The organism is Prosthecobacter sp. (genome assembly GCF_044222345.1).
Lineage (GTDB): Bacteria > Verrucomicrobiota > Verrucomicrobiia > Verrucomicrobiales > Verrucomicrobiaceae > Prosthecobacter.
Genome location: NZ_JBGANL010000045.1, coordinates 10,458 through 31,838, shown reverse-complemented (window position 1 = coordinate 31,838; position 21,381 = coordinate 10,458). Strand labels below are relative to the sequence as shown.

14 protein-coding genes are annotated in these 21,381 nt (G+C 60.5%); 4 read left to right on the top strand and 10 right to left on the bottom strand.

Annotated features, from left to right (window positions below):
- Window positions 1–47: 47 nt before the first annotated feature.
- From sufD to ACILSL_RS20325, 4 genes are read right to left on the bottom strand one after another with little or no spacing between them, the layout of a single operon-like run.
- A complete protein-coding gene (gene sufD, locus ACILSL_RS20340) occupies window positions 48–1,406 on the bottom strand; it encodes a Fe-S cluster assembly protein SufD (protein ID WP_395733897.1) in 1,359 nt (452 codons plus the stop codon).
- A gap of 38 nt (window positions 1,407–1,444) precedes the next feature.
- The gene (sufB, locus tag ACILSL_RS20335; RefSeq protein ID WP_395733896.1) at window positions 1,445–2,863 is read right to left on the bottom strand and encodes a Fe-S cluster assembly protein SufB; all 1,419 of its coding nucleotides are present in this window, start codon (window positions 2,861–2,863) and stop codon (window positions 1,445–1,447) included.
- Window positions 2,864–2,892: 29 nt separating this feature from the next.
- On the bottom strand, window positions 2,893–3,651 hold the full coding sequence (sufC, locus tag ACILSL_RS20330) for a Fe-S cluster assembly ATPase SufC (protein WP_395733895.1): 759 nt from the start codon (window positions 3,649–3,651) through the stop codon (window positions 2,893–2,895).
- Window positions 3,652–3,673: 22 nt separating this feature from the next.
- A complete protein-coding gene (locus ACILSL_RS20325) occupies window positions 3,674–4,129 on the bottom strand; it encodes a Fur family transcriptional regulator (protein WP_395733894.1) in 456 nt (151 codons plus the stop codon).
- A gap of 133 nt (window positions 4,130–4,262) precedes the next feature.
- On the opposite strand from ACILSL_RS20325, the gene ACILSL_RS20320 reads away from it, so the two are divergent.
- A complete protein-coding gene (locus ACILSL_RS20320; RefSeq protein WP_395733893.1) occupies window positions 4,263–4,739 on the top strand; it encodes a cupin domain-containing protein in 477 nt (158 codons plus the stop codon).
- Between the two features lie 58 nt (window positions 4,740–4,797).
- Window positions 4,798–5,226, top strand: coding sequence for a hypothetical protein (locus tag ACILSL_RS20315; protein WP_395733892.1), 429 nt, complete (start codon window positions 4,798–4,800; stop codon window positions 5,224–5,226).
- A gap of 1 nt (window position 5,227) precedes the next feature.
- Here the strand turns inward: ACILSL_RS20315 and ACILSL_RS20310 are convergent, their stop codons facing one another.
- Entirely contained in the window at window positions 5,228–5,962 is a 735-nt protein-coding gene (locus ACILSL_RS20310) for a DUF1003 domain-containing protein (protein WP_395733891.1), read from the bottom strand.
- Here ACILSL_RS20310 and hrpA point away from each other — a divergent pair.
- Window positions 5,944–9,753, top strand: a complete 3,810-nt coding sequence (gene hrpA / locus ACILSL_RS20305) for an ATP-dependent RNA helicase HrpA (RefSeq protein WP_395733890.1) — start codon at window positions 5,944–5,946, stop codon at window positions 9,751–9,753. The two genes, ACILSL_RS20310 and hrpA, sit on opposite strands and share 19 nt — an antisense overlap.
- Before the next feature lie 3 nt (window positions 9,754–9,756).
- On the opposite strand, the gene ACILSL_RS20300 is transcribed toward hrpA, so the two are convergent.
- Both ACILSL_RS20300 and ACILSL_RS20295 read right to left on the bottom strand, forming a co-directional pair.
- Entirely contained in the window at window positions 9,757–10,059 is a 303-nt protein-coding gene (locus ACILSL_RS20300; protein WP_395733889.1) for a hypothetical protein, read from the bottom strand.
- A gap of 126 nt (window positions 10,060–10,185) precedes the next feature.
- Window positions 10,186–13,008: an AAA family ATPase gene (locus ACILSL_RS20295; protein WP_395733888.1), complete on the bottom strand. Its 2,823-nt coding sequence runs from the start codon at window positions 13,006–13,008 to the stop codon at window positions 10,186–10,188.
- A gap of 156 nt (window positions 13,009–13,164) precedes the next feature.
- Between ACILSL_RS20295 and ACILSL_RS20290 the strand changes: the two genes are divergently transcribed.
- On the top strand, window positions 13,165–13,482 hold the full coding sequence (locus ACILSL_RS20290; protein WP_395733887.1) for a hypothetical protein: 318 nt from the start codon (window positions 13,165–13,167) through the stop codon (window positions 13,480–13,482).
- A gap of 18 nt (window positions 13,483–13,500) precedes the next feature.
- On the opposite strand, the gene ACILSL_RS20285 is transcribed toward ACILSL_RS20290, so the two are convergent.
- The 3 genes from ACILSL_RS20285 to ACILSL_RS20275 form a co-directional block, all read right to left on the bottom strand.
- Window positions 13,501–14,646 (bottom strand): exonuclease SbcCD subunit D C-terminal domain-containing protein, encoded by a 1,146-nt coding sequence (locus tag ACILSL_RS20285; protein ID WP_395733886.1) that lies wholly within the window; start codon window positions 14,644–14,646, stop codon window positions 13,501–13,503.
- 94 nt (window positions 14,647–14,740) lie between these two features.
- The gene (locus ACILSL_RS20280) at window positions 14,741–15,334 is read right to left on the bottom strand and encodes a hypothetical protein (RefSeq protein ID WP_395733885.1); all 594 of its coding nucleotides are present in this window, start codon (window positions 15,332–15,334) and stop codon (window positions 14,741–14,743) included.
- On the bottom strand, window positions 15,331–21,378 hold the full coding sequence (locus tag ACILSL_RS20275) for a tetratricopeptide repeat protein (RefSeq protein ID WP_395733884.1): 6,048 nt from the start codon (window positions 21,376–21,378) through the stop codon (window positions 15,331–15,333). Before ACILSL_RS20275 ends, ACILSL_RS20280 begins: the two co-directional genes overlap by 4 nt.
- Between the last annotated feature and the right edge of the window lie 3 nt (window positions 21,379–21,381).

The following is a 21,381-nucleotide window of genomic DNA, read 5'->3' as shown; positions in this document are numbered from 1 at the left end:
CCCGGCTCTTTTTGTTTTTTTAGTTCTTTCGGCCAGTCCTTCTGGACTCAGACGGCACGCTCCAGTTTTTCGTCGATGCGGGCGACGAGGGTGTCGAGGAGTTCGCCGTTGCCGAAGCGTTCGATGACACCGGCCAGGAAACCTTCGATGATGAGCTTACGGCTTTCGCTGTCGCTGATGCCACGGGCTTTGAGATAAAAGAGCTCTTCGTCGCTGATCGGTCCGCTCGTGGCCCCATGGCTGCATTTCACCTGGTCCGCGCTGATTTCGAGTCCGGGAAGGCTCGTCGCCTCGGCTTCGTTGCTGTTGAGCAGGTTGCGGCAGGTCTGGTACGCATCCGTGTAATGCGCGCCTTCATCCACGGTGATCAGTCCGCTGAAGATGCTGCGGGACTTCCCATACAGCGCGTTCTTGTACAGCAGGTCGCTGCTGGCATGCGGCGCCTTGTGGTTCTGCAGCGTGCGCTGATCCACCACCTGATCGCCGATGGGCAGGGATACGCTGAGCATGTCGCTGCGGGACCCTTCGCCGATGAGATCGCTCACGCTCTCACTGCGGCTGAAGCTGGCACCGAGCTGCACCTGGAAGCTCTTCACGGCGGAGTCACGTCCGGCCACGATGCTGGAAAGATGCAGCGCCTGCGCATCATCCGCCAGTTCCTGGCAGGCGGCGTAGGTGATCTTGCTGCCGCGACCACCAACGAGATCGGCGATGGCGATGCTGAGGCCGCCTTCGCCTTCGAGGCTGCGGTAATGATCGACCACGCTGACCTCGGCATTGTCACCGGTGACAATAAGCGTGTGCGGGAAGATGGCGGCATGATCACCGACCACCCAGTGGAAAATTTCGACCGGCTTCTCAATCGCCACGTTCTTGGGCACAATGACGACCACGCCAGCTTTCACATGCGCAAGGTGCAGCGCGGCAAACTTGGCGGAGCCCAGCGTCATCTCACGTTGCATGAAGTGCTCCTTCAGCACCTCGCTGTGATCCCGCAGGGCCTCTGCCAAGGTCACGCAAACCACACCGGCGGGCAGATTCGTGGTGTCTGAATCGACCAGAACGTCGTTCACGAACACAAAGCGTGCCGCACGTTCCTTGAGACCTTCTGTGGCCGCGAGAGCAGCAGCGGTGTTCGCAGCCGTGGGTGCGGCGGCAGGGCTGTGATCAGCGAGTTCAATTTTCTTCGAGCTGGAGTAGCGCCAGTTCTCGTCCTTGAGGCCCGGCATCGGCAGCGCCTGGAATTCAGCCCAGGCCGCTTCGGAGCGGGCCAGGAACCAGCCCGGTGCGGATTTTTCATCGCGCACAGGCACGGTGATTTCGAGGCCGGAAGGAGCGAGAGTTTCGGAGTCTTGAGACACTGGGGCGGGAGTGTGTTTGGGTGCTGGAGCGAGAGTGGCGGACATGGAGAATGACAAAGTTTGTTGGATGCCGAAGGGGCAGATCAGCCGACGCTTCCTTCCATTTCGAGGTCGATGAGGCGCTTGAGTTCCACGCTGTATTCCATCGGGAATTCCTTCACGAGGTCATTGATGAAACCGTTCACGGACAAGCTCATGGCTTCAGCTTCCGTGAGGCCGCGCTGCATGAGGTAGAAGATCTGATCCGCACTGACCTGGCTCACGCTGGCTTCATGCTGCGTGGAGTGCTGGTTACCCCGCACGCTGATCGCCGGGTAGGTGTCCGTGTGGCTGTTGCTGTTGATCAGCAGCGCATCGCACTCGGTGTTGTTCTTGCAGCCCTTGAGGTGTTTCGGGATGTGGACCAGGCCGCGGTAGGTGCTGCGTCCCTGGCCGATGGAGATGGACTTGGAAATGACGTTGCTCGTCGTGTCATCCGCCGCATGCACCATCTTGGCGCCGGTGTCCTGATGCTGGCCGCTGTTCGCCAGAGCGATGCTGATCACTTCACCACGGGCACGCTTGCCCTTCATGATCACGCCGGGGTACTTCATCGTCAGACGGCTGCCGATGTTGCAGTCGATCCAGCGTACTTCCGCGTCTTCATGCGCGATGCCGCGCTTGGTCACCAGATTGAACACATTGCTGCTCCAGTTCTGGACGGTCACATACTGGATCTTGGCACCCTTCATGGCCACCAGTTCCACCACCGCGCTGTGCAGCGTGGCGGTCTCAAACTTCGGCGCCGTGCAGCCTTCCATGTACATCACTTCCGCGCCTTCGTCGGCAATGATGAGCGTGCGCTCAAACTGGCCGAACTGCTCGCTGTTGATGCGGAAGTAGGCCTGCAGCGGGTGCTTCACCTTCACGCCCGGTGGCACGTAAATGAAGGAGCCACCGGAGAACACCGCGCTGTTCAGAGCGGAGAATTTGTTGTCGCCAGTAGGGATCACCTTGCCAAACCACTTCCTGAAAATCTCAGGATGTTTGTGCAGCCCTTCCGTGCTGTTCACGAAGATGACGCCTTGCTCCTCGACGGCAGCCTTGATGTTCGAATAAGCGGCTTCGGAGTCATACTGCGCCTCCACACCTGCCAGGAACTTGCGCTCCTGCTCAGGGATGCCGAGGCGATCAAACGTCTTCTTCACGTCTTCCGGCACATCGTCCCAGGAGCGCTTCGGCTTCTGACCGTCGCTCAGGTAGTAGCGGAACTCATCGAACTTGATGTTCTCCAGGTCCTTCGTGGCCCAATGCGTCGGCATCGGCTTGTCCTGGAAAACCTTGAGCGCCTTGTGACGGAACTCACGAATCCAGTCAGGATCGTTCTTCACATCAGCGATGAAATCGACGGTCTTCTCCGTGATGCCAAAGCCGGAGTCGTACTTGTTGCGTTCGGGGAAGGTGAAATCGCCGACGCTGTCGACCTTGATGTCGGAGATGTCGTTGTCTGGGGCGGTGACCATAAGTTTAAAGTTGGCGGGTTTCTGTTCGCTTAAGCTGCCGTAGCCAGTGACTCATCCGTCACCCAGTCATAGCCACGTTCTTCAAGTTCGAGGGAAAGCTCCTTGCCGCCCGTCTTCACAATGCGGCCGTCTTTGAGGACGTGGACGATGTCGGGCTGGATGTAGTTCAGCAGGCGCTGGTAATGGGTGATCACCAGGAAGCCGCGGTTCTCGCTGCGCATGGCGTTCACGCCACGGGACACAATTTTGAGCGCATCAATGTCCAGGCCCGAATCCGTCTCATCGAGGATGGCGTACTTGGGCTCCAACATCATGAGCTGGAGGATCTCATTGCGCTTCTTCTCGCCACCGGAGAAGCCTTCATTGACACTGCGGCTGGTGAAGCTGCGGTCCATCTCAAGCTGGTCCATGCGTGCGTAGAGCTGTTTGTAGAACCTCACGGCGTCGATGTCCTCACCCTTCGGCAGGCGGGCCTTCAGGGCGGCGCGGAGGAAGTTGGCGTTGCTGACGCCGGGGATTTCGTGCGGGTACTGGAAGGCCAGGAAGAGGCCGGCACGGCTGCGGGCATCCACCGCCATGTCGAGGATGTTTTCACCATCCAGCAGGACTTCACCGCTGGTGACTTCGTAGTCTTCGTGGCCGCAGAGGACCTTGCTCAGGGTGCTCTTGCCAGAGCCGTTCGGGCCCATGATGGCATGGACTTCACCGGGGTTGATCGTGAGGTTCAGGCCTTTGAGGATTTCGCGGCCGGGGATCTGGGCGTGGAGGGCTTTAATTTCGAGGGACATGTGGGGGAAAATGGGTGGGTGGTTATGACTTGGCCGAGCACGCGGTGCAGGTGCCGTGGATGGCCAGATCCGTGCGGGCGATCTTGGTGCCGGCGGGAAGGTTCCAGAACTTGGCGGGGTCGAAGTCGGTGGTGGGATGCGCATCGATCACCTTGCCGCAGGTCTCGCAGTGAAAATGGACGTGCTCGTGCAGGTTCGCGCAGTAGCGGGACTGGCCGCGCTCCAGGTGAACGAGCTTGATGAGTCCGGCAGTGGTCAGGTGTTCGAGGCAGTTGTAAACGGTGGCCAGGGACATGCCGGGGCTGCGGCTTTTCACCCGGTCCAGAATGTCGTAGGCCGTGGGGTGGTCCGTCGAGGATGCGAGGACTTCGAACACCTCACGCCGGTGCGGCGTCAGGCGCACGTCCGAACCCAGCACGGCAAGGCGGCAGTCCAGACCGGTAGGTTTGGCAGGAGTGCGTGAAGGGGAGGGGGGCATGACGAGTTTAGAATTAGAATGATTCTAACTGTATTGGAAACGCCCGTTTGGCAAGCAGGGATGCCGGTTTTGCCGAAAATTCTTTGCTCCAAGGCACGCCAAAGCGCCCGTCGCGTGCTACAACCAGCCCCATATGACCCGCACCCAAGCCGAAGACCTCCCCTGGACCCAGCAAAACTCCCCTCAAGGCAAGTATGGCCTCGCCCGGCGGTCGCTCTCGATCGCCGCAGGCGGGCAGAAGGACATCGGCACCTGGGCGGGTGGCCACCCCTTTGACTGCGAAATCCAACGCCTCGCACCTGGGAAGATCAATTTTCCATTCCATGAGCACACCGCGCAGTGGGAAGCCTACTACATCCTCAGTGGCAGCGGCCAGGTACGTACGCCGAAGGGCAAGGAAGCCATCAAGGCAGGGGACTACCTCGTCTTCCCACCCGGAGAGGCCCATCAGCTGATCAACAACGGCTCCGAAGACCTCACCTTTTTCGTCATTGCCGACCAGCCCCAGGCGGACGTGATCCACTACCCGGACTCTGGCAAATGGATGACCAAGCCGCACCGGAAAGCCTTCGAGATGCAGGAAGTCGAGTACTTCAAAGGCGAGGAGTAGGCCAATCCCGGTGCAAGCATTGTGGTTTGAAGATCAGGAAATGCTGGCATGCTGAGTCATGAAACGACTTCTGCTCTCAGCCTGCCTCGTTCTGCTTGCCTCCTGCACTCAGCCTGTCTGGGAAGACAAGCCTGCGGTCGTAGGCTCTGATTCTCGAAAATGGGGGCCGGCGCTCACCGTCCTCGAACATCAGTGCGTGCACTGCCACGGCGACAACCGGCTCTCGACCATGCCGCCGATCAACGACACGCATGCGCTTTCAAAGCTCATCGGCTCACACTGGATTGTTCCGGGAAAACCCGAGGCCAGCCGCTTCTTCCAGGTCGTCACGTTTCCTGACGAAATCCCCAGAGCCATGCCGCCCAGCGGCCATGCCGTCTCCAGGAAGGACATGAAAATTCTGCGCGATTGGATCAAAGCGGGGGCCAAACTGCCTGTGCAAAACGTGAAGCTCATTCCAGTGGGGCCGCTGCCACGCTCGATCTGAATCACACGTGCGGCTTGCCGCGCCCGTGCGCCAGTTCGCGCAGCAGGTCGAGCTGGATCTGCTGCACCTCCATCAGCTTGGTGGCGTGCTGATGCAGCAGGTAGTCCATCTTTTCGTGCAGATGGCGGATCTCGAGTTCGGCCTTCAGATTGATTTTGTAGTCACCTTCCGCGTGCTGCCGGTCGCGTGCCTCCTGCCGGTTCTGGCTCATCATGATCACCGGTGCCTGAAGCGAGGCCAGGAACGACAGCATGAGGTTCAGCAGGATGAACGGATAGGGGTCAAACGGCTGCTTCAGCAGCACCCCGGCATTGATCACGATCCACAGTCCTAGAAACAGACAGAACGAAATGATGAACGTCCAGCTCCCGCCGAAATCCGCGATCTTGTCCGCCAGCCGCTGGCCAAAGGTGAGTTGCTGCACCTCCTCCCTCTCCGAGAGGGGGCGCTCGCTCAGCACTTCGTGTTTGTGCAGGCTTTCCACCACCTCTTCATCCAGGCGGGTCAGGTCGCCCACCTGGGTCTCCAGCAAATCACGCATGTATTCCAGCCGTGCGGCGTTCACGGTATCCAGGCTCACCCGGGAGTCCTCGGCCAGTTCTGGATGACGGACGCGCAGGGTATGCGCAATGTTGGGGCGCAATTCCCGCAGAACGAAGAGCTTGGTGATCGGCTGTGACTTGCCGGTGACGGCGCAAACTCCTTGCTGGGCGGTTTTTGGACGGGTGGACTCCATGGCGGACAATACATCTGCGCAGCATTCGTCATTCGGAATTCGTCATCTGCCATTTTCCGCCTACTCTCCTCGCCCGTTTTTACTCCATGCCGCACATCAGTTATCCTCCAGACCTGCCCATCACGGCCCGCCATGCCGAGATCGTCGCGGCCATTCGTCAAAATCAGGTGGTGATCCTGGCGGGCGAAACCGGCTCTGGAAAGACCACGCAGCTGCCCAAGATGTGCCTCGAAGCCCTGCACGATGTGCGCGGGCAGATCGGCTGCACGCAGCCCCGCCGGGTCGCCGCCATGAGCGTGTCCAAACGCGTGGCCGAAGAGCTGAATGTGCCGTGGGGCAGGGAAGTCGGCTGTAAGATGCGCTTCAGCGACGACACCAGCCGCGACACCCGCATCAAGTTCATGACGGACGGCATCCTGCTGGCTGAGATCCAGAGCGATCCCATGCTGCGGAACTATTCCGTGCTCATTCTCGATGAAGCGCACGAGCGCTCCCTGAACATTGACTTCCTTCTCGGCTATCTCGTGGGCCTGCTGAAAAAGCGGCCCGACCTCAAGCTGCTCGTCACCTCCGCCACCATCGACACCGAGGCCTTCTCCGCTGCGTTTGGTGGCGCGCCCATCATCGAAGTCTCCGGCCGCATGTTTCCCGTGGACATCCGTTACGCACCGCTTGAGGGAGGCGAAGACGATTTTGGGTTCATCGACGGTGCCGTCGCCGCCGTCGAAAACGCCCTCATCGAAACCGACGACGGTGACGTCCTCGTCTTCATGCCCACGGAGCGCGACATCCGCGATACGCGCGATCTTCTCGATGGCCGCCTCGGCTCTGGCTTCGAAGTGCTCGCCTTGTTTGGCCGCATGGCCTCTGCGGAACAGCAGCGCATCTTCCAGCCGGGTCGCAAACGTCGCGTCGTCATCGCGACGAACGTCGCCGAAACCTCCATCACCATTCCCCGCATTCGTTACGTGGTGGACACCGGCCTCGCCCGCATCAGCCGCTACAATCCCCGCACCCGCACCAAGCGCCTGCCCGTCGAGGCCGTTTCGCAAAGCAGCGCCAATCAGCGCGCCGGACGTGCTGGCCGTGTGCAGGACGGCATCTGCATCCGCCTCTACTCGCAGGAAGATTTCGAGAAGCGGGATCGCTTCACCATGCCGGAGATTCAGCGTGCAAATCTCGCTGAGGTCATCCTGCGCATGAAGGCTTTCAAGCTTGGCGAGATCGAAGACTTTCCTTTCATCAATCCGCCCGTCAGTGCCTCCATCCGCGCGGGATACGATTTGCTGCACGAACTCGGCTCCCTCAGTGAAACGCACGAACTCACACCACTCGGCCGCGAACTCGCCCGCCTGCCGTTGGATCCCACGCTGGGCCGCATGCTGCTGCAGGCGCGCATTGAAAAAGCATTGCCCGAACTCCTCATCATCGCCGCCGGTCTCAGCATTCCCGATCCGCGTGAACGCCCCGAAGAAAAACGCGAACTCGCCAACGCCGCTCACAAAGCCTTCGCCGCACCTGAGTCTGATTTCATCACGCTTCTCAAGATCTGGAACGCCACCCCCGAAGCCTCGGGTGGCTCACGAAATGCGCTGAGAAGATTCTGCAAATCAAACTTCCTCTCCTTCACCCGTATGCAGGAATGGCGCGATGTCTGGAAGCAGCTTTGCGATTCCTTCAGCGACGATCTTCGCCAGCCGACACCACCCGCGACTGACGATGCCATCCATCGCAGCATCCTCGCCGCACAGCTTGGCCACGTCGCGATGAAGGAGGAGCGCAATCTCTACAAGGCGGCGGGCAATCGCGAAGTCTCCGTCTTTCCCGGTGCCAATCTCTACGAACGCCGCGAGAAAAACGGCAAGGGCAAGCCCGGCCAGGACAAAGGCCGCCAGCCGCCGTGGATCGTTGCCGGTGAGATCGTGCACACCTCGCAGCTCTTTGCGCGCACACTCGCCAAGGTTGACCCAAACTGGATCGCCGAACTCGGCGCGCATCTCTGCCAGTTCAAATACAGCGAGCCCCATTGGAATCTCAAAGCCGGGCGCGTCCTTGTCACGCAGCGCGTGCTTCTTCACGGTCTGGAGGTGAGGCGCCAGCACATCGATTTCCTCAAGGTCGATGCCGTCGCCGCCACGCAGATGTTCATCCGCGCCGCGCTCATCGACAGCCAGGAGGTGCCCATCACCCTGCGCTTCTACGCGCACAACAACAAGCTGCGTCAGAAGATCGAGACGATGCTCACCCGGGTGCGCAGCAATCGCGTCTACGCCATCGAAGAGCGTCTGTTCAATTTCTATGACGCGCGCATTAAAAACGTCTCGTCGATCCACGACCTCAACCGCTTCGTCAAAGAGCACATCGACGAGCAGCCAAACTTCCTCTGCGCCACCGAGCAGGAGCTCACCGCCGGCGAAGAGTTTGAGGCCGACCTGCAGATGTTCCCAGATCAGGTCGCCCTCGGCAACACCGCGCTGCCTCTAACCTACAACTACCAGCCCGGCGAAGAAACCGACGGCGTCACCGTGCGCGTGCCCGCGCAGCTCGCCGGTCATCTCACAAGCGGCCAGATTCAGTGGATGGTCCCCGGCATCCGCGAGGAACTCGCCAACGTCATGCTGCGCGCCCTGCCGAAAGTCATTCGCCGCCAGTTGATGCCCATCGATCCCAAGGCCCGCGAGATCGCCGCCAACTTCGATCCCGGTCGCGACGATTTCCTCGCAGCTCTCGCCGATTTCATCACGCGCCACTACCGCATTCAGGTGCGCGCCGAGGACTGGCCGCCGCAAAGCCTGCCCGCCCATTTGCAGCCACGCGTCGAGGTGCTTGATCCGAAAAAGAACACCGTCATCGCCTCCAGCCGCGATCTCGACACCATCCGCGGCAGCATGCAGAAGCAAGACCTGCGCTCCGATGCCTGGGACAAACTGCTGCCTCGTGTCGAACGCTTCGCCCTCAAGACATGGTCCTTCGGCGACCTGCCTGAAACCATCGTGGTCGAAGAACTCAACGGCACACCTGTCCTCGGTTACCTCGGCCTCGTTCTGCGCGATGGCGAGATCGACGTTCGCCTCTTCCGCACTTCCGCCGAAGCCTCACGCCCCACACCCGCAGCCGTTCGTCAGCTTGCGGAGAACACCTTGAGCAAAGACCTCGCCTGGCTTCCCAAAGAACTCCGCAGCATCGGCGGAGCCGCCGCCAAGCCACAGCAGCCCGCCAGCTTCCAGGCCGCCCTCACGCAGCTCAATGCTCCCGCCTCAGCACCCGCATCCAATCTTGCCCAGCAGGCCCACGAGCACATCCTCGCCTACATGCTGCGCCTGCAGCCCACCTTCCCCCTCACTCAGGAGCGCTTCTTCAAGCTCTGCGAAAACGTCCGCCGCGACCTCCCCGCCGTCACCCATCGCGTGAAGACGCTCTTCACCCAGATTCACGACCTGCGCGCCAAACTCCTCGCTTTGCCCAAACGCTACCCCGGCCTCGAACAAGATCTCGCCCGCCTCATTCCCGCCGATCTCCTCGCCACCACACCGCACGAGCAGCTTCAGCACCTCCCGCGTTATCTCAAAGCCATCCAGATCCGCAACGAACGCTGCCTCGCCAATCCCGCCAAGGACATTGAGAAATACAACCTCATCGCCGACTTCGACGGCTGGCAGTCCCATGTCCCCAAATCCCAGCACGAAACCTTCCGCTGGATGATGGAGGAGTACCGCGTCCAAGTCTTCGCCCAGGAACTCGGCACCGCCCAGCCCGTCAGCGCCAAACGCCTGCAGTCCATGTGGGTGTAGTTTTCAGCCTCCCCGCTTCTTCGCCTCCTTGCATCGGCGGTCATAAGTCCTGACCTCCCCCGCATCAGAAACAGTAAAGTTGCCACCCGACACACTGCGAACCGTGACACCAATACCACTCAGGCTGCCCAGTCGTTCACATTCCTGGTCATAAGTCCGGATCCACCCGCCTTCCACCGTGACAAAGAAGTCGGAGGTATATCCTGCCAGTTCCACCCGGCTGTTTGGCATGCGACCCACGCACTGACTGTTCTCGTCATACACCCAGATTTGGGATTCTTTGTTTTCGATGTTTGAAATGGCCATGGAATGCGTTCAAGCAAGCATGGCCAGACCGCCCAGAGAAGCGGAAACTTGTGTAACCGTAGATGCAAAAGACATGGCTGTTTTGGGAAAGCCGTCTTCTAGAGGCAATGATCCGCTGTCACAGGCTCACGCCACCACCTCGATCCTGCTCGTCCCGCCCGCACCGCGCACCACCCGCACCTGCGTCGTTAGCCGCTCCTTCAGCAGCTCCACATGCGAGATCAAACCGATCGTCTTCCCACGCGATCTCAGATTCTCCAGCGCACTCAGCGCCACCTCCAGCGTCTCGGTGTCCAAGGTTCCAAAGCCTTCGTCAATGAAGAGCGAATCAATCGGATGATGCCGGCTTGCCAGCTCGCTCAGGCCCAGCGCAAGCGCCAGGCTTGCCAGGAAGCTTTCGCCACCCGACAGGCTCTCCATCGGCCGGTCCACATTCGCCTGATACAGATCCACGATCCGCAAATCGAGTTCATCACCCTCCGCAGCCATGAGCCGGTAGCGCTCCGCCAGCACCTTCAAATGCTCGTTTGCCAGGCCAATGAGCTGCCGCAGTGTCAGTGACTGCGCGAAGCGCGAAAACTTCGCGCCATCCGCCGATCCGATCAGCTCCTTCAGCCGTCCCCAGCGCAGCGCCTCGGCCTCCGCCGCCTGCAGTTCAGCACCGCCAGATGCGCGCCGTTTTCTCGCCTCATCATCATTGCGGATCTGCTGCTCCAGCGAGCCGAGTTCCGTGCGCTTGGTCGCAAACGCATCGTTCAATCGCTTCGCGCTCACCTCCAGTTCACTCAAGGCCTTCGCATCCAGCACACTTTGCCCAGCAAACGGCTCCCGACGTGCTTCCAGTTGCTCCAGCTTTGCCATCGTCGCCGCGCTCTGCGTTTGCAGCGCGTTCAGCTTGGTCTCCGCTTCACGCCAGATTTTCTCCGCTGCCGTGACGCCGCTTTCATGCTGCTGACGGTCTTCATGCAGCGTCCTGCCACCGAGCAGTTCATTCAACTGCGCCTTCAACGCATCCGCCTTGCCCCGCAGTGTTACGCCTTCGGCCTTCAATTCATCGAGGCGCTTCGTCTTCGCCGCCTGCTCCTGCTGCGCAAGCTGGATGTCACCTTCGATCTTCTGCCGTTCACCACGCTTCTGCACCGCCTCGTCACGTTTCTTCACAAACATCACGGCACGCTGCTCCAGCACGCCGATTTCACGCTCAGCCTCCTGCGGCGAGGACGGGCCGTTCGGTGACGCATCCACGAGACTGCTCTGAATCACACCGCGCTTGTGCTTCTCTTCAGCGCTCCATTGTTCCAGCACTCCATCCGTCGGCGCCTCCAACTCACCCACACGCTTCCGGATCTCCGCGATGCGCTTGTTCTCCGCCACCACCTCCGCCTCGTTTTTCGCCAGCTCACGCTCCAGCATCGACAGCTCACGGTTCGCTTTCTCATGCTGCTGTTCGAGGCCCTTGAGCAGCTTTCGCGCAGACTGAAGCTGGGATTCAAAATTCGTTTCCGCCTGCGCAAATGGATGCTCCAGCGCCCCGCAGAGCGGACAGGCCTCGCCCGGTTTCAAATCCTGTCGGTGCTCGTCAAAGCCCGCCACCTGCTCGGCATGCCTTGTCAGTTCCCGCTGTGCTTCAAGAGCCTTCGTGAGCTGCCCCATCTCCGCACGATTCTTCTCTGCCTTCGCGGCACCCTCAGTGCCTTGTTTCACCAGAGCCACCGCAGCCGCTTCCGCTTTGGCCAGGTTTTGCTGCAGCGCCAGCGCCTCCGCATGCCGCTTCCGGCCTTCGGCAAGTTTTTCAAAAACGCCACGCCATTCGCGCACGGCCGCACGCAGTTTCGGCAGTGCCTCGCCGAGTTCTGCATCTCCCGCGTTTTGCTTGAGCCACGCTTCGAGGGCCTGCGTGGCATCGGTATGCAGAGCCAGTGCTTTTTCGGCGGCTTCGCGTCGCGCAGCCGCTTCCTTTTGCTCCTTCGCCCATGTTTGATACATCGCGCGGCTCTCACTGAGCTGCTTTTCCAGCTGCTCGCTCTGCGCCGCCATGCCCGCCGCCTGCTCCCACACAGGCTCGCGTTTCGCGCGCAGCTGCTTCGCCTCTTCAGCAGCGGTCCTCGTTTTGGACACCTCGGCACTCACTCCCTTCTGCGATTGCTGCAGCGCCTGATGCGATGCCGTGAGCTTCGCTATTTCAGCCACAATGACCGCATGCTCGCGCTGCTCATGCAGATGCTGTGCCGCAGCCAGGCTCTCGGCTTGGAGTCCTGCGGCAGTGGTTTGAGCCTCCGCGAGGCCTCCTTCGAGCGTCGCCCGGCCTGCATCATCCAGCACCGTCACCGCACCAAGACGCTCCTTCAGCGTGCGGGCCGCCTCATCCTTCGCCTTGTGCGTTTCAAAGGCCAGCACCGACAGATCGCTGTAAATCTCGGTGCCCGTGATCTTCTCCAGCAGTTCCGCCCGCTCGTTCGGTTTCGCTTTCAGGAATGCCGCAAACTGCCCCTGCGCCAGCAGCACGGAGCGTAAAAAGCGATGCACATCCAGGCCGGTCTTTTCCTCGATGATGCGGTCCATCTCAGCCGCTTTCTCCGCCAGGATCTCTCCCGTGGTCGCATTGGCCAGTCTCCGCTCCACCGGCTGCAGTTTTCCGTCCGCCTTGCCGCGTGCACGCCGCAGCCGCCAGATGGCACGCAGCTTTTCACCGCCCGTTTCAAAATCCACTTCGGCCAGACATTCCGCCGTGTGCCGGCTCATCATTTCATCCGCCCGGTCATTGCCATACCGCGCCGCGCGGCCATACAGCGCCAGCGTCATCGCATCCAGCATAGTCGATTTCCCAGCCCCTGTCGGCCCCGTGATCAAAAACACTCCCGCTGCATTCAGTGGCACCGCATCAAACCGCACCTCATGCGTGCCACTGAGTGAGTTGAGATTTTGAAGTCTTACGGCGAGGAGGCGCATGGGTGGCCAAAGATTAGGCAGCAGGATGTGTATTGGAAACAGACAGATTGCGAGGCTTTGCTTTTCTCGTATTCGTCCGCATCAGAACTTTATAGCTGCTCCAGCAAGGTTTTGAATGTGCAGATGAATGACGATCCCACGCCAGACGACTCACCCATGAACCTCGCGTTCAATCGTCCCGACTGGCCTTGGTGGGTTGTGATGGGGAAGGCTTTTGTCACGCTCTTCATTGTTGGCACCTGGGGAATGATTTTGATGTGGATGCTGCTGATAGGGGCTTGGTTCAGCCCACTGGTTCTTGGAGCTCTGTTCAGCGCTTTCATGGTGATGAAAGCTGTCCAATGGGCCATGCAGCAAGAGTCGTCTGCCACAGCTTTTAATTTGGAGGTTAAACTTCCGTTTTGTCTGCTGACTTTTTTCTGCGTCGCCTATGAGCTTTGGAAGCAGTTCCGGCGGAAACACATAAGCAGCTAAAATTTTGCCTTGAGTCTGTTAGTGCAGGGCTTTTGCCTCCCTCAACGCTAGGAGCTCATCAAACACCGCGCTCTGCTCCTCGCCCTCAATCTGCTTTTCCTTCAGCAGTTCGCGGAAAACCTCACGCGGCTGGAGTTCGCTGAGGGCAGGTCCTGTATGCTCCCAGGTGGCGGCCACACTCTGGGGCAGGTCCGCGAGGACTTTCAAGACATCAAATCGACCACCAGCGGCCTCACGGATCTGACGGTCCAGATCGGCTTCGGGAGCATCCAGTTTCACCGTGACCTCAGCCCAGCTTGTGGCAGGCACCTTTTCCAAATCAGCCGCCAGTGTGGCCCGGCTGACGCTGACGCGGGTCAGCAGCCGGGTGACAGGAATCGCAAGCGTCTCGATTTTCATCCCATCGGTATCCAGCACGACGACCGATTTTTGATCCGCAGCCTCAGAGAAACTGAGCGCCACGGGTGAGCCGCTGTAGCGCACATGTTCAAGTCCCGCGACCCTCTGCGGCTTATGCAGGTGCCCCAGCGCCGTGTAGCCAAAACCCTCAAACACATCCGCGCCCACGGCCCCCAGATTCCCGATGTGAATGTCCCGCTCGCTGTCGCTGGTGGTCGCGCCCAGCACCGTGAGATGCCCCATGGCGATGACCGGGCGCTTGCCCGCCAGGGCACGGCAGGCACCGAGCTGCGCGGCATAGTGGTCACGAATGGCGGCACGCACGTGGCTCTGCACATCCGTCATGGCTTCACCCACGGCGGCCTGCCGCAGATCGCGTTCACGCAGGAAAGGCACGGCCGCGACCACGGCCTCGCCGAGATCCACGATGTTCTCACCCGCATGCCCAAAGACATGTACCTCAAAGCGCTTCAGCAGCTCACGCGGTGCATTCAGATGAGAGGCAGAATCATGATTCCCACCTGTGATCACCGCCTTCACCGTGCGCAGGTCCGCCAGGCGCTTCAAAAAATCAAAATACAGGCCCACCGCATCCTGCGGCGGGTTCGCTGCATCAAACACATCTCCGCTCAGCAGCAGTGTGTCGATCTTCTCGGCGCGCAATGTCTCGATCAGCCAGTCAAGAAAGGCGGCATGCTCCGGCAGGCGGTCACGCTCGACGAGTCGTGCGCCGAGATGCCAGTCTGCGGTGTGGAGAATGCGCATGCAGTTGCATAGAAAGGGCGCCTGCTCCTGCAAGCGCCGTCATCAGCGAAGAACGCGCGGCGCGTCCAGCATGCTGAAACGCCCACAGCAGGGCTCAGTTCCTGTTCATGAGTTTACGCACTTCCTCTTCGGAGTACGCGCTCTTTTTACCTTCGCCCCGGTCATTGTAGTTTTCGATGATCTTCGGCGCCTTGCCCGTGCTTTTGGAGCGCGTCAGGGCGGAGCCGGTTTTGAATTCATTATCCGCGCCGCTGAAAAGGCTGTCGCCTTCCCGGGCCTTCTGTTTGCCAAAGCGGGACTCATCGGCCTTAAAGGTGTTGTTCTTGTCGAGAGCCTGTTTGTCCCCCAGTGCGTAGGTCATGTCAAAATTGGCCTTGGATTTGCCGTACAGGCTCTGACTGGTCTTGAACTCCTTCTGCCCGGAAAACGAATTGTTTCCGCCGAAATTTTTAGAGTGATGCGTCTGCTTTTGAAAATACGAACCTGCGCTGCCATTGGAGAGCTTGGGATCAGTCATGTATTTTTCATACTGGCTGCGCTTGGTCATATCCACTCCCGAAGTGGTGCGCTGCAGCAGCTTTTGCTCTGATGGATCCACCTTTTTCTTTTTCGTAGTGGTCTTGCTGGTGCACTGGCACAGGACAACACCTGCGCTGAGGCAGATCAGAAGTCGCAGGGTTGCATTCATGGTTGAGGCGTGGTTTTGGCGGTCGTCTGCCGGGTGAGGAACAGGATCTCCTGCTGCACACCTCCTGGCAGGCGGAACTTTGTCAGCTCCGTTTCGATGTTCCTTAGTCTGCCCCAGCTTTGATAGAGTTCAAAGATCAGTTTTGCCGACTCGGCGGGCATGGTCCAGTTCATGCGCATCAAAAAAATCTCCGCCGCTTCAAATTCCTTCTGACGAATCAGGAAGCGTGCCTGCGCGGCAAACAGATCCGGTTGCAGCGCGGCGGTGTCTTCCAGTCTTTGCAGAGCCGCCCCCAGCAGTTCATGTGCGAGTTCTGCATGGCCGGTGTCCTCAAAGGCCTGCGCCCACTGGATGGTCTGCGCGCCACCGGGGAAGGTCAGCCGCAGCGTCTCACTAAAAAGTTCTTTCACCGCCGTTTCATCATGCAGGGCATGAGCCACGCGCACGGCCAGCGGCAGCTTGCGTCCCTGCTCGCGGAAGGTCGGAATGCCGGCGACGATTTCGCAGGCGTCCCAGGCCCAGGCCGCACGGCCCGCCTTGAGCATTTCTTCAGCGGCCATCTCGATGCAGACCCGGTCTTTTTCCTCCACCTTCTGCCAGGCGCTGATGAAATCCTCGTGGGCCTCCTGGGGCAATCCCGCCGTGAAGGCGCTCAACGCCAGCGCGGCCAGCGGCCGGTCCGTGCCCGCCCGCGCCTCGGTGCGCAGCATCGCGGCCCAGCCTGCGGCTTGTTTCCCTGCGGCCAGCCCTTTGAGCCAGGCGTGCATGTCTTTGAGCGTCTCCTGATCCCGGGTCGTCGTGCGAAACAGCGCGGCGATCTGCGCACGTCCGCGTTCGGGCGCCCAGTCTGCCGCCGCCGTCAGCACCTTGAGCTGCTCCAGCCGCAGCGTGAAGCGTTCGTGGTCGCCCTTGATCGTACGGTCTGCCTGCGTGAGCAGGTTCAGCGCCTCGGCTGCCCGGTCATGGGTGCGCAGCCCCGTAGCCAGCGCCACCACGCAGGGCAGGGATTTGCGTTCGACACACAGCGTCATCAGATCCCGCACATCATCCCAGGCACCCGCAGCGGTGGCGATCTGGCAGCGCAGCTTCAGCAGGTCCTGCGCTACAGGGTCCAGTGGCTCGGCTAGAGGCACCTCACGCAGCACCTTCAGTGCGGCCTGGGGTTGCGCGAGTCGCTGCAGGATCTGACCGCGATGCAGGCTGGCCTCGATGTCGAGGTCCGTGCCAGCCTGATCATTCGCCACATAGCAGGCGTGAAGACGATCCCATGCCGAGAGCGCCGACTGGTCGTTTTGCATGCGTTCCTGCAGCAGGCCGAGTTCACGCAGATAGGAAACCTCATGCGGGCGGCGGCGTTCCAGCACCTGGGTAAACTGTTCGCGGAAGCCCTGACGACGCAGCTCATCCACATTGAAACTGCGTGCCAGGAACAGCGCATGCTTCTCGCGCAGGGTGTCATCACCCGGTTGCGGTGGCTTGAGCGGTGGTTCCGCCAGCAGCAGCTTGAGTGAGAAGCTCAGCCCCGGCTCGATCTCCATCGAAGTTTCACACACGCGCAGCAGCCATAGCGCATAGTCCGGATTCGACGGCGCACGGTCTGGCAGCATGCTGTAAATGTCGATGGCCTCACGCACAAAGCCTGCGCTCTCCAAGCGGCTGCCAAGGTTGCCGAGTGTATCCACCGAGTGCTCCGTGCGAAGATCAACCGCCGCCAGATGCTCGCGGATCAGGCGCCGCCGTGTGGGGTGGTCCACGCTGCGCAGCCCGCCCAGCAGGTCATTGATGCGCCATTCGCCAAATTCCGAATCCGAGCGTGGGCCCAGCATCGTGGCTCCGTAGTGCTTGGCCAGGGCGGCGTTTGCTCCCTTCACCACACCGCCAATGCCCTGCTGCACCAGCAGCGCCTCGATCTCCCGCGTTTCCTCCCACAGGCTGCGCAGATGCGGGGGCTCTTCATAACGGGACGATCCTTGGGGGAGCAGGCTGCCTTTGGAATCCGTCATATCGCGCTGCGCGACAAACGGCCCGGACAAAAACCGGCCCAGTGTTTCGCCACCTGTTTGATCCGCACCTGACAAGCCCGCCACTGCCGCTTTGCGAATGGCCGTCAGCGCCGAAGGCTGGGTCCGTTGCAGCCTGCGCCAGGCACCCTGCAGCGCCTCCCCGCGTTGCTGCTCAGAGCTGGTCATGCGGCTCAGTGAGGACAGGCTCAGCAAAAAGGGATCGTAGGTGGTGCGGTAGTTTTCTGCGGACACCGGCCCGCGCACCGCCACATCGAGGTACTTTCGCGCCAGTTCCCAGCGTTCCGCGCTTTCAGCGATGCGTGCGAGGAACAGCGAGTAGTCCATTTCCATCTCGGGTGAATTGATCGGCAGGCTGGCGCCGAGCGCCAGCGCCTCCTCATACCGTTGCTTGTCCTGCAGCTTGCGGGTCAGTTCCACGATGGCCGAGTTGCGCAGCACCCGGCAGGCGCCCAGTTGGGCGAGGCTGCTGGGACGGAAGCGGAAACTGTTCACATCCACCAGCATCGAGGTGCAGGCCTGCAGCAGGCTGGCTCGTGCTTTCAGCATTTCAGGCGACCAGCCTTTCTCGCTCGCCCAGCGCACGGCCTCATCCATTCCGTGGCTGTGCAGCATCAGCCAGAGCATCGCAAACTGCGCCTCCAGCGTGGTGGTGTCCGGCAGCACCTTCTTCAGCACCACGCGAAATTCCTTGCCTGCACCCGCATAAAACAGCGCCCAGAGTTTCTCCACTTCGTTCACTTGTTCACCGCTGCTCCATTGCTGGATCCACTGACTCAGTGCCTCTCCACCATGGGCGGCACGCAGTTTCGCCAGTTCTTCAATCGCCCGCAGTCGCACCAGAGCCGCGTCCTCAGGCAGTTCGGCAAACTCCGCCCTTGGCTGGCCAAGGAAGGCCCGCAGCGTGTCCAGATCCTTGCGCTCCAGACCCGGGGCGAGATCCAGCAACGAGACAATATCTCCTGTCGTCACGCCTCCGCCAGTGCGACGCGTATCCGTCAAGGGTAGCGGCGCGCGAAAACCCGTGGTTGGATAATTGAGGGCCTTCACCGGCGTGGCCAGCACCGCCTGCAGCTGTTTCTCCGCTTCCATTTCATCAGCAAACCGCAGGCACTTCAGGGCCAGGCGCAACCGTGCGCGGCCATCCCATGAGCGCACCTGGGTCATCTGCTCATAGACCCTGCGTTCCGCCTCATCCTGCCCCGAGCTTTGATAGTACTTTGCCAGCTCCTCCAGCGCTGTCGCATCCTGCGCAAACCGGCTCTCCAGGCGCCGCCGCACGCGGTCCGCCTCGGTGATTTGAAACGTCTGTTCCAGCAGTTCCACCAGCCGCCGCGACTCGGCCGCGATCTCCTTGGGGGGAGCCACTGCTGCGATCTGTTTCTGGAAATAAATCGCCGACTTCAGGTCTGCCACCTTCAGCGCTGCATCGCGCAGTTGATCCAGCGAAAACGGCGTGTCCGGCGCAGTGTAATACGCCTGCTTCATGCTCGCGAACGCCTTCACATGATCGCCACCTCGCTCGTACACCTGAGCCAGGGCTTCATGGTAAAACCCGTCAAACGGATGCCGCTGCACCCTCTCCAGGAGTGCGTGCTCCAGCAGCTTCAGCCGGTCGCGCATCACAGTCGGTGCCAGTTCGCCGCCGCTCGCGTCAGAAAACGTCAGCCGGTCGATGCAGCGTCTCAGCACTTCGCGGCGCCGCTTCACATCCGTCTCACGTTCCAGAATCTGCGCCTGCACCTCCACGTGGTCCGTGATGCGATGCTGCCGCAGCAGAATGTCCGCATAGTTCTCCAGCAGCGGGATGGCCGCCGGACCTTCGATCCTCTTCACCGCCTGCTTCCACAGCGCCAGCGCATCATCCGCACGGCGTTGTAGGAAATAAATCTGCGACAGCGCCGAGAGCAGCTGCCCTGAGTCTGGAAACTCGCGATACATACGCTCCAGCAGTTTTGCCGCAGCCACACCCGGTGGCGGCAGGGGATTGTTGCTCTTCCATCCGGGGCTGCTCGTCTCCGAGTCCACCCGCCGCTCCGACTCCATCAGCAGTTCCGCCAGCCGCAGCGTGTAGCGCACGCGTCCAGCGGCATCCAGATCAGAGAGCCGCCGCAGCTGCCGCTCCATCAGCGCATAGTTTTCATCCTCCTGCGCCAGATCCAGTTTCAGCTGCTCCACCACCAGTGAAGCCGGCTGTTTTTTCTCCGTTACCGCATCAAATTCCAAAGCATTCAGCAATTGATACGCATCTTCGAACTGGCTCGTCCGCACCGCCCACCAGCAACCGCGAAACCTCGTGGCATGCGCGTCTTTGGATTTGGGATCAACCTTCCTTGCGCTGGAAATGACTGTTTGCGCGAACTCAAGCACCCGCTCCGGCAGCTTTTCACGTTTGGTGCCTTCCGTGTCATCGCTTGCGAAGCCCGTGCCGGTAAATGCATCGGGCAGCTTGAACTCACCGTTCGTCACCGGCTTGACCGCCGCCTTCGTGTCTCCCATCAGGATCGAGAGCATGCGCTCATCCACATCCACGCGCTCCTCGTCCGTCGTGCTGGCATGCCAGGCTTTTTCGATCCATTCCGCCGCCTCGTCATTCTCGCCCTGCTCAGCGAGCAGTTCCGCCAGATGCAGCCAGGCACCACGGCTTGCACCAGATTTCGAAACCGCTTCACGTGCCAGGATGATCGCGCTGTCGAGGTTGTTGCTTGCCGCTAGAAAGGTCGAGGCATCACTCAGCCGTTTCTGCCGTTCCTCCGGAGTGGTAGCGCTTTCGGTAAATCCGTGCAGGAGTTTGTCCTCAGCCACCACATCACGGCGTGCACGGAAAAATCCCGCCAGATCAAAGACCGCTTCTGCTTTCTGTGGATCGCGCTCCACGCGGGAGCGCAGGATTTTTTCAATGACTCCGTCGAGCGCGCGTGTTTGCGCAAAACTCAAAACCTGCTTTTCCACGTCGGTGGAGCTTTGCATTTCGAGCAGCTTCAGCAGGCGCTGTTTTGCACTGTTTGCATCACCGTTGCGCAAATCTGCCTCACAGCGCAGCAGCACAATGGCGGGCAGGTCGGTGCCGTCGTTTTTGATGCGCTCATCGAGCAGCTTGGCAGCCTCTGAGGCACCTTCGTGATCCAGCAGGGTTCTTACGAGCTGCCAGCGGTAGTCTTCAACCTGTGGAACGGCCTGGACCAAGGCGCGCAGCCAGCGCACCTGCTCATCGGGTTCGACGGTCAGTTCAAAGAAACGTGCGGCGTCCAGCAGGGGTTGTTCTGAAGGGGGGGAGGCTTTGGCGGCTTCCACCAAGGTCTTGCGGAGATCCTCCAATGTTCCAAAACGTTCATGCAGCCGCACTCGCCTGCGGAAAAAATCAAAATAACGACCGTCCCGGAAATGCAGCAGGGCCAGCCCGTCGGTGAGGGCCTTGTCGGCTTTTGCAAACTGATCGGCGTGTTCGTAGATGCGGGCCAGATCATAGAGGGCGTCGAGCTTGCGCTGGGGGTCTTTTTGATCGGCCAGCTTGGAGAAGAAATTCGCGGCACGTTCTGGAAAACCTGCCTGCAGAAGCAGCTGGGCCACCTGGCGTGCGAGGTCAATGTCCTGCGGCTTCAGCTTGGCTGCGCGCTCATATGCGTCAGCTGCCTCTGCATTTCTTCCACTTGCCATGGCAAGTCCCCCCAGTTCAATCCACATCTGGGGGCCCTGGGGATCATTGGCCGGGGTGAGTTCGGCGGCGGTTTTGATCAGGGCGAACGCGGTGGCGGGGTCGGAGAGTTCGCGGGCGACTTCGGCTCGTGATTTGAGAAGGATGAGGTTCTTTGGCGCAGCCTTGAGCAAATCGTCGTAAAGTTGTGCAGCGCGTTTCAGGTCGCCGCTGCGGCGGATGAGGTGGGCTTCGACGATTTTGACGGCTTCAAACTTGGATTTCCCGGCCTGCTGGGAGACGTTTTCGACGAGGAGCTGGGTTGCGTCGTGTTTCTCATAAAGGGACCAAAGGAGGTCCAGGACGCGTCCGTATTCCGGTTGTTGCACCAG

What these genes read in the sequence shown, in the direction of transcription:
- sufB (WP_395733896.1), bottom strand. Translation starts at nt 2,863, where the DNA reads ATGGTCACCGCCCCAGACAACGACATCTCCGACATCAAGGTCGACAGC.
- ACILSL_RS20285 (WP_395733886.1), bottom strand. Translation starts at nt 14,646, where the DNA reads ATGCGCATTCTCCACACCGCAGACTGGCATCTCGGCGCACGACTCGTC.
- ACILSL_RS20295 (WP_395733888.1), bottom strand. Translation starts at nt 13,008, where the DNA reads ATGCGCCTCCTCGCCGTAAGACTTCAAAATCTCAACTCACTCAGTGGC.
- ACILSL_RS20325 (WP_395733894.1), bottom strand. Translation starts at nt 4,129, where the DNA reads ATGCCCCCCTCCCCTTCACGCACTCCTGCCAAACCTACCGGTCTGGAC.
- sufD (WP_395733897.1), bottom strand. Translation starts at nt 1,406, where the DNA reads ATGTCCGCCACTCTCGCTCCAGCACCCAAACACACTCCCGCCCCAGTG.
- sufC (WP_395733895.1), bottom strand. Translation starts at nt 3,651, where the DNA reads ATGTCCCTCGAAATTAAAGCCCTCCACGCCCAGATCCCCGGCCGCGAA.
- ACILSL_RS20300 (WP_395733889.1), bottom strand. Translation starts at nt 10,059, where the DNA reads ATGGCCATTTCAAACATCGAAAACAAAGAATCCCAAATCTGGGTGTAT.
- ACILSL_RS20280 (WP_395733885.1), bottom strand. Translation starts at nt 15,334, where the DNA reads ATGAATGCAACCCTGCGACTTCTGATCTGCCTCAGCGCAGGTGTTGTC.
- ACILSL_RS20290 (WP_395733887.1), top strand. Translation starts at nt 13,165, where the DNA reads ATGAACCTCGCGTTCAATCGTCCCGACTGGCCTTGGTGGGTTGTGATG.
- ACILSL_RS20315 (WP_395733892.1), top strand. Translation starts at nt 4,798, where the DNA reads ATGAAACGACTTCTGCTCTCAGCCTGCCTCGTTCTGCTTGCCTCCTGC.
- ACILSL_RS20310 (WP_395733891.1), bottom strand. Translation starts at nt 5,962, where the DNA reads ATGGAGTCCACCCGTCCAAAAACCGCCCAGCAAGGAGTTTGCGCCGTC.
- ACILSL_RS20320 (WP_395733893.1), top strand. Translation starts at nt 4,263, where the DNA reads ATGACCCGCACCCAAGCCGAAGACCTCCCCTGGACCCAGCAAAACTCC.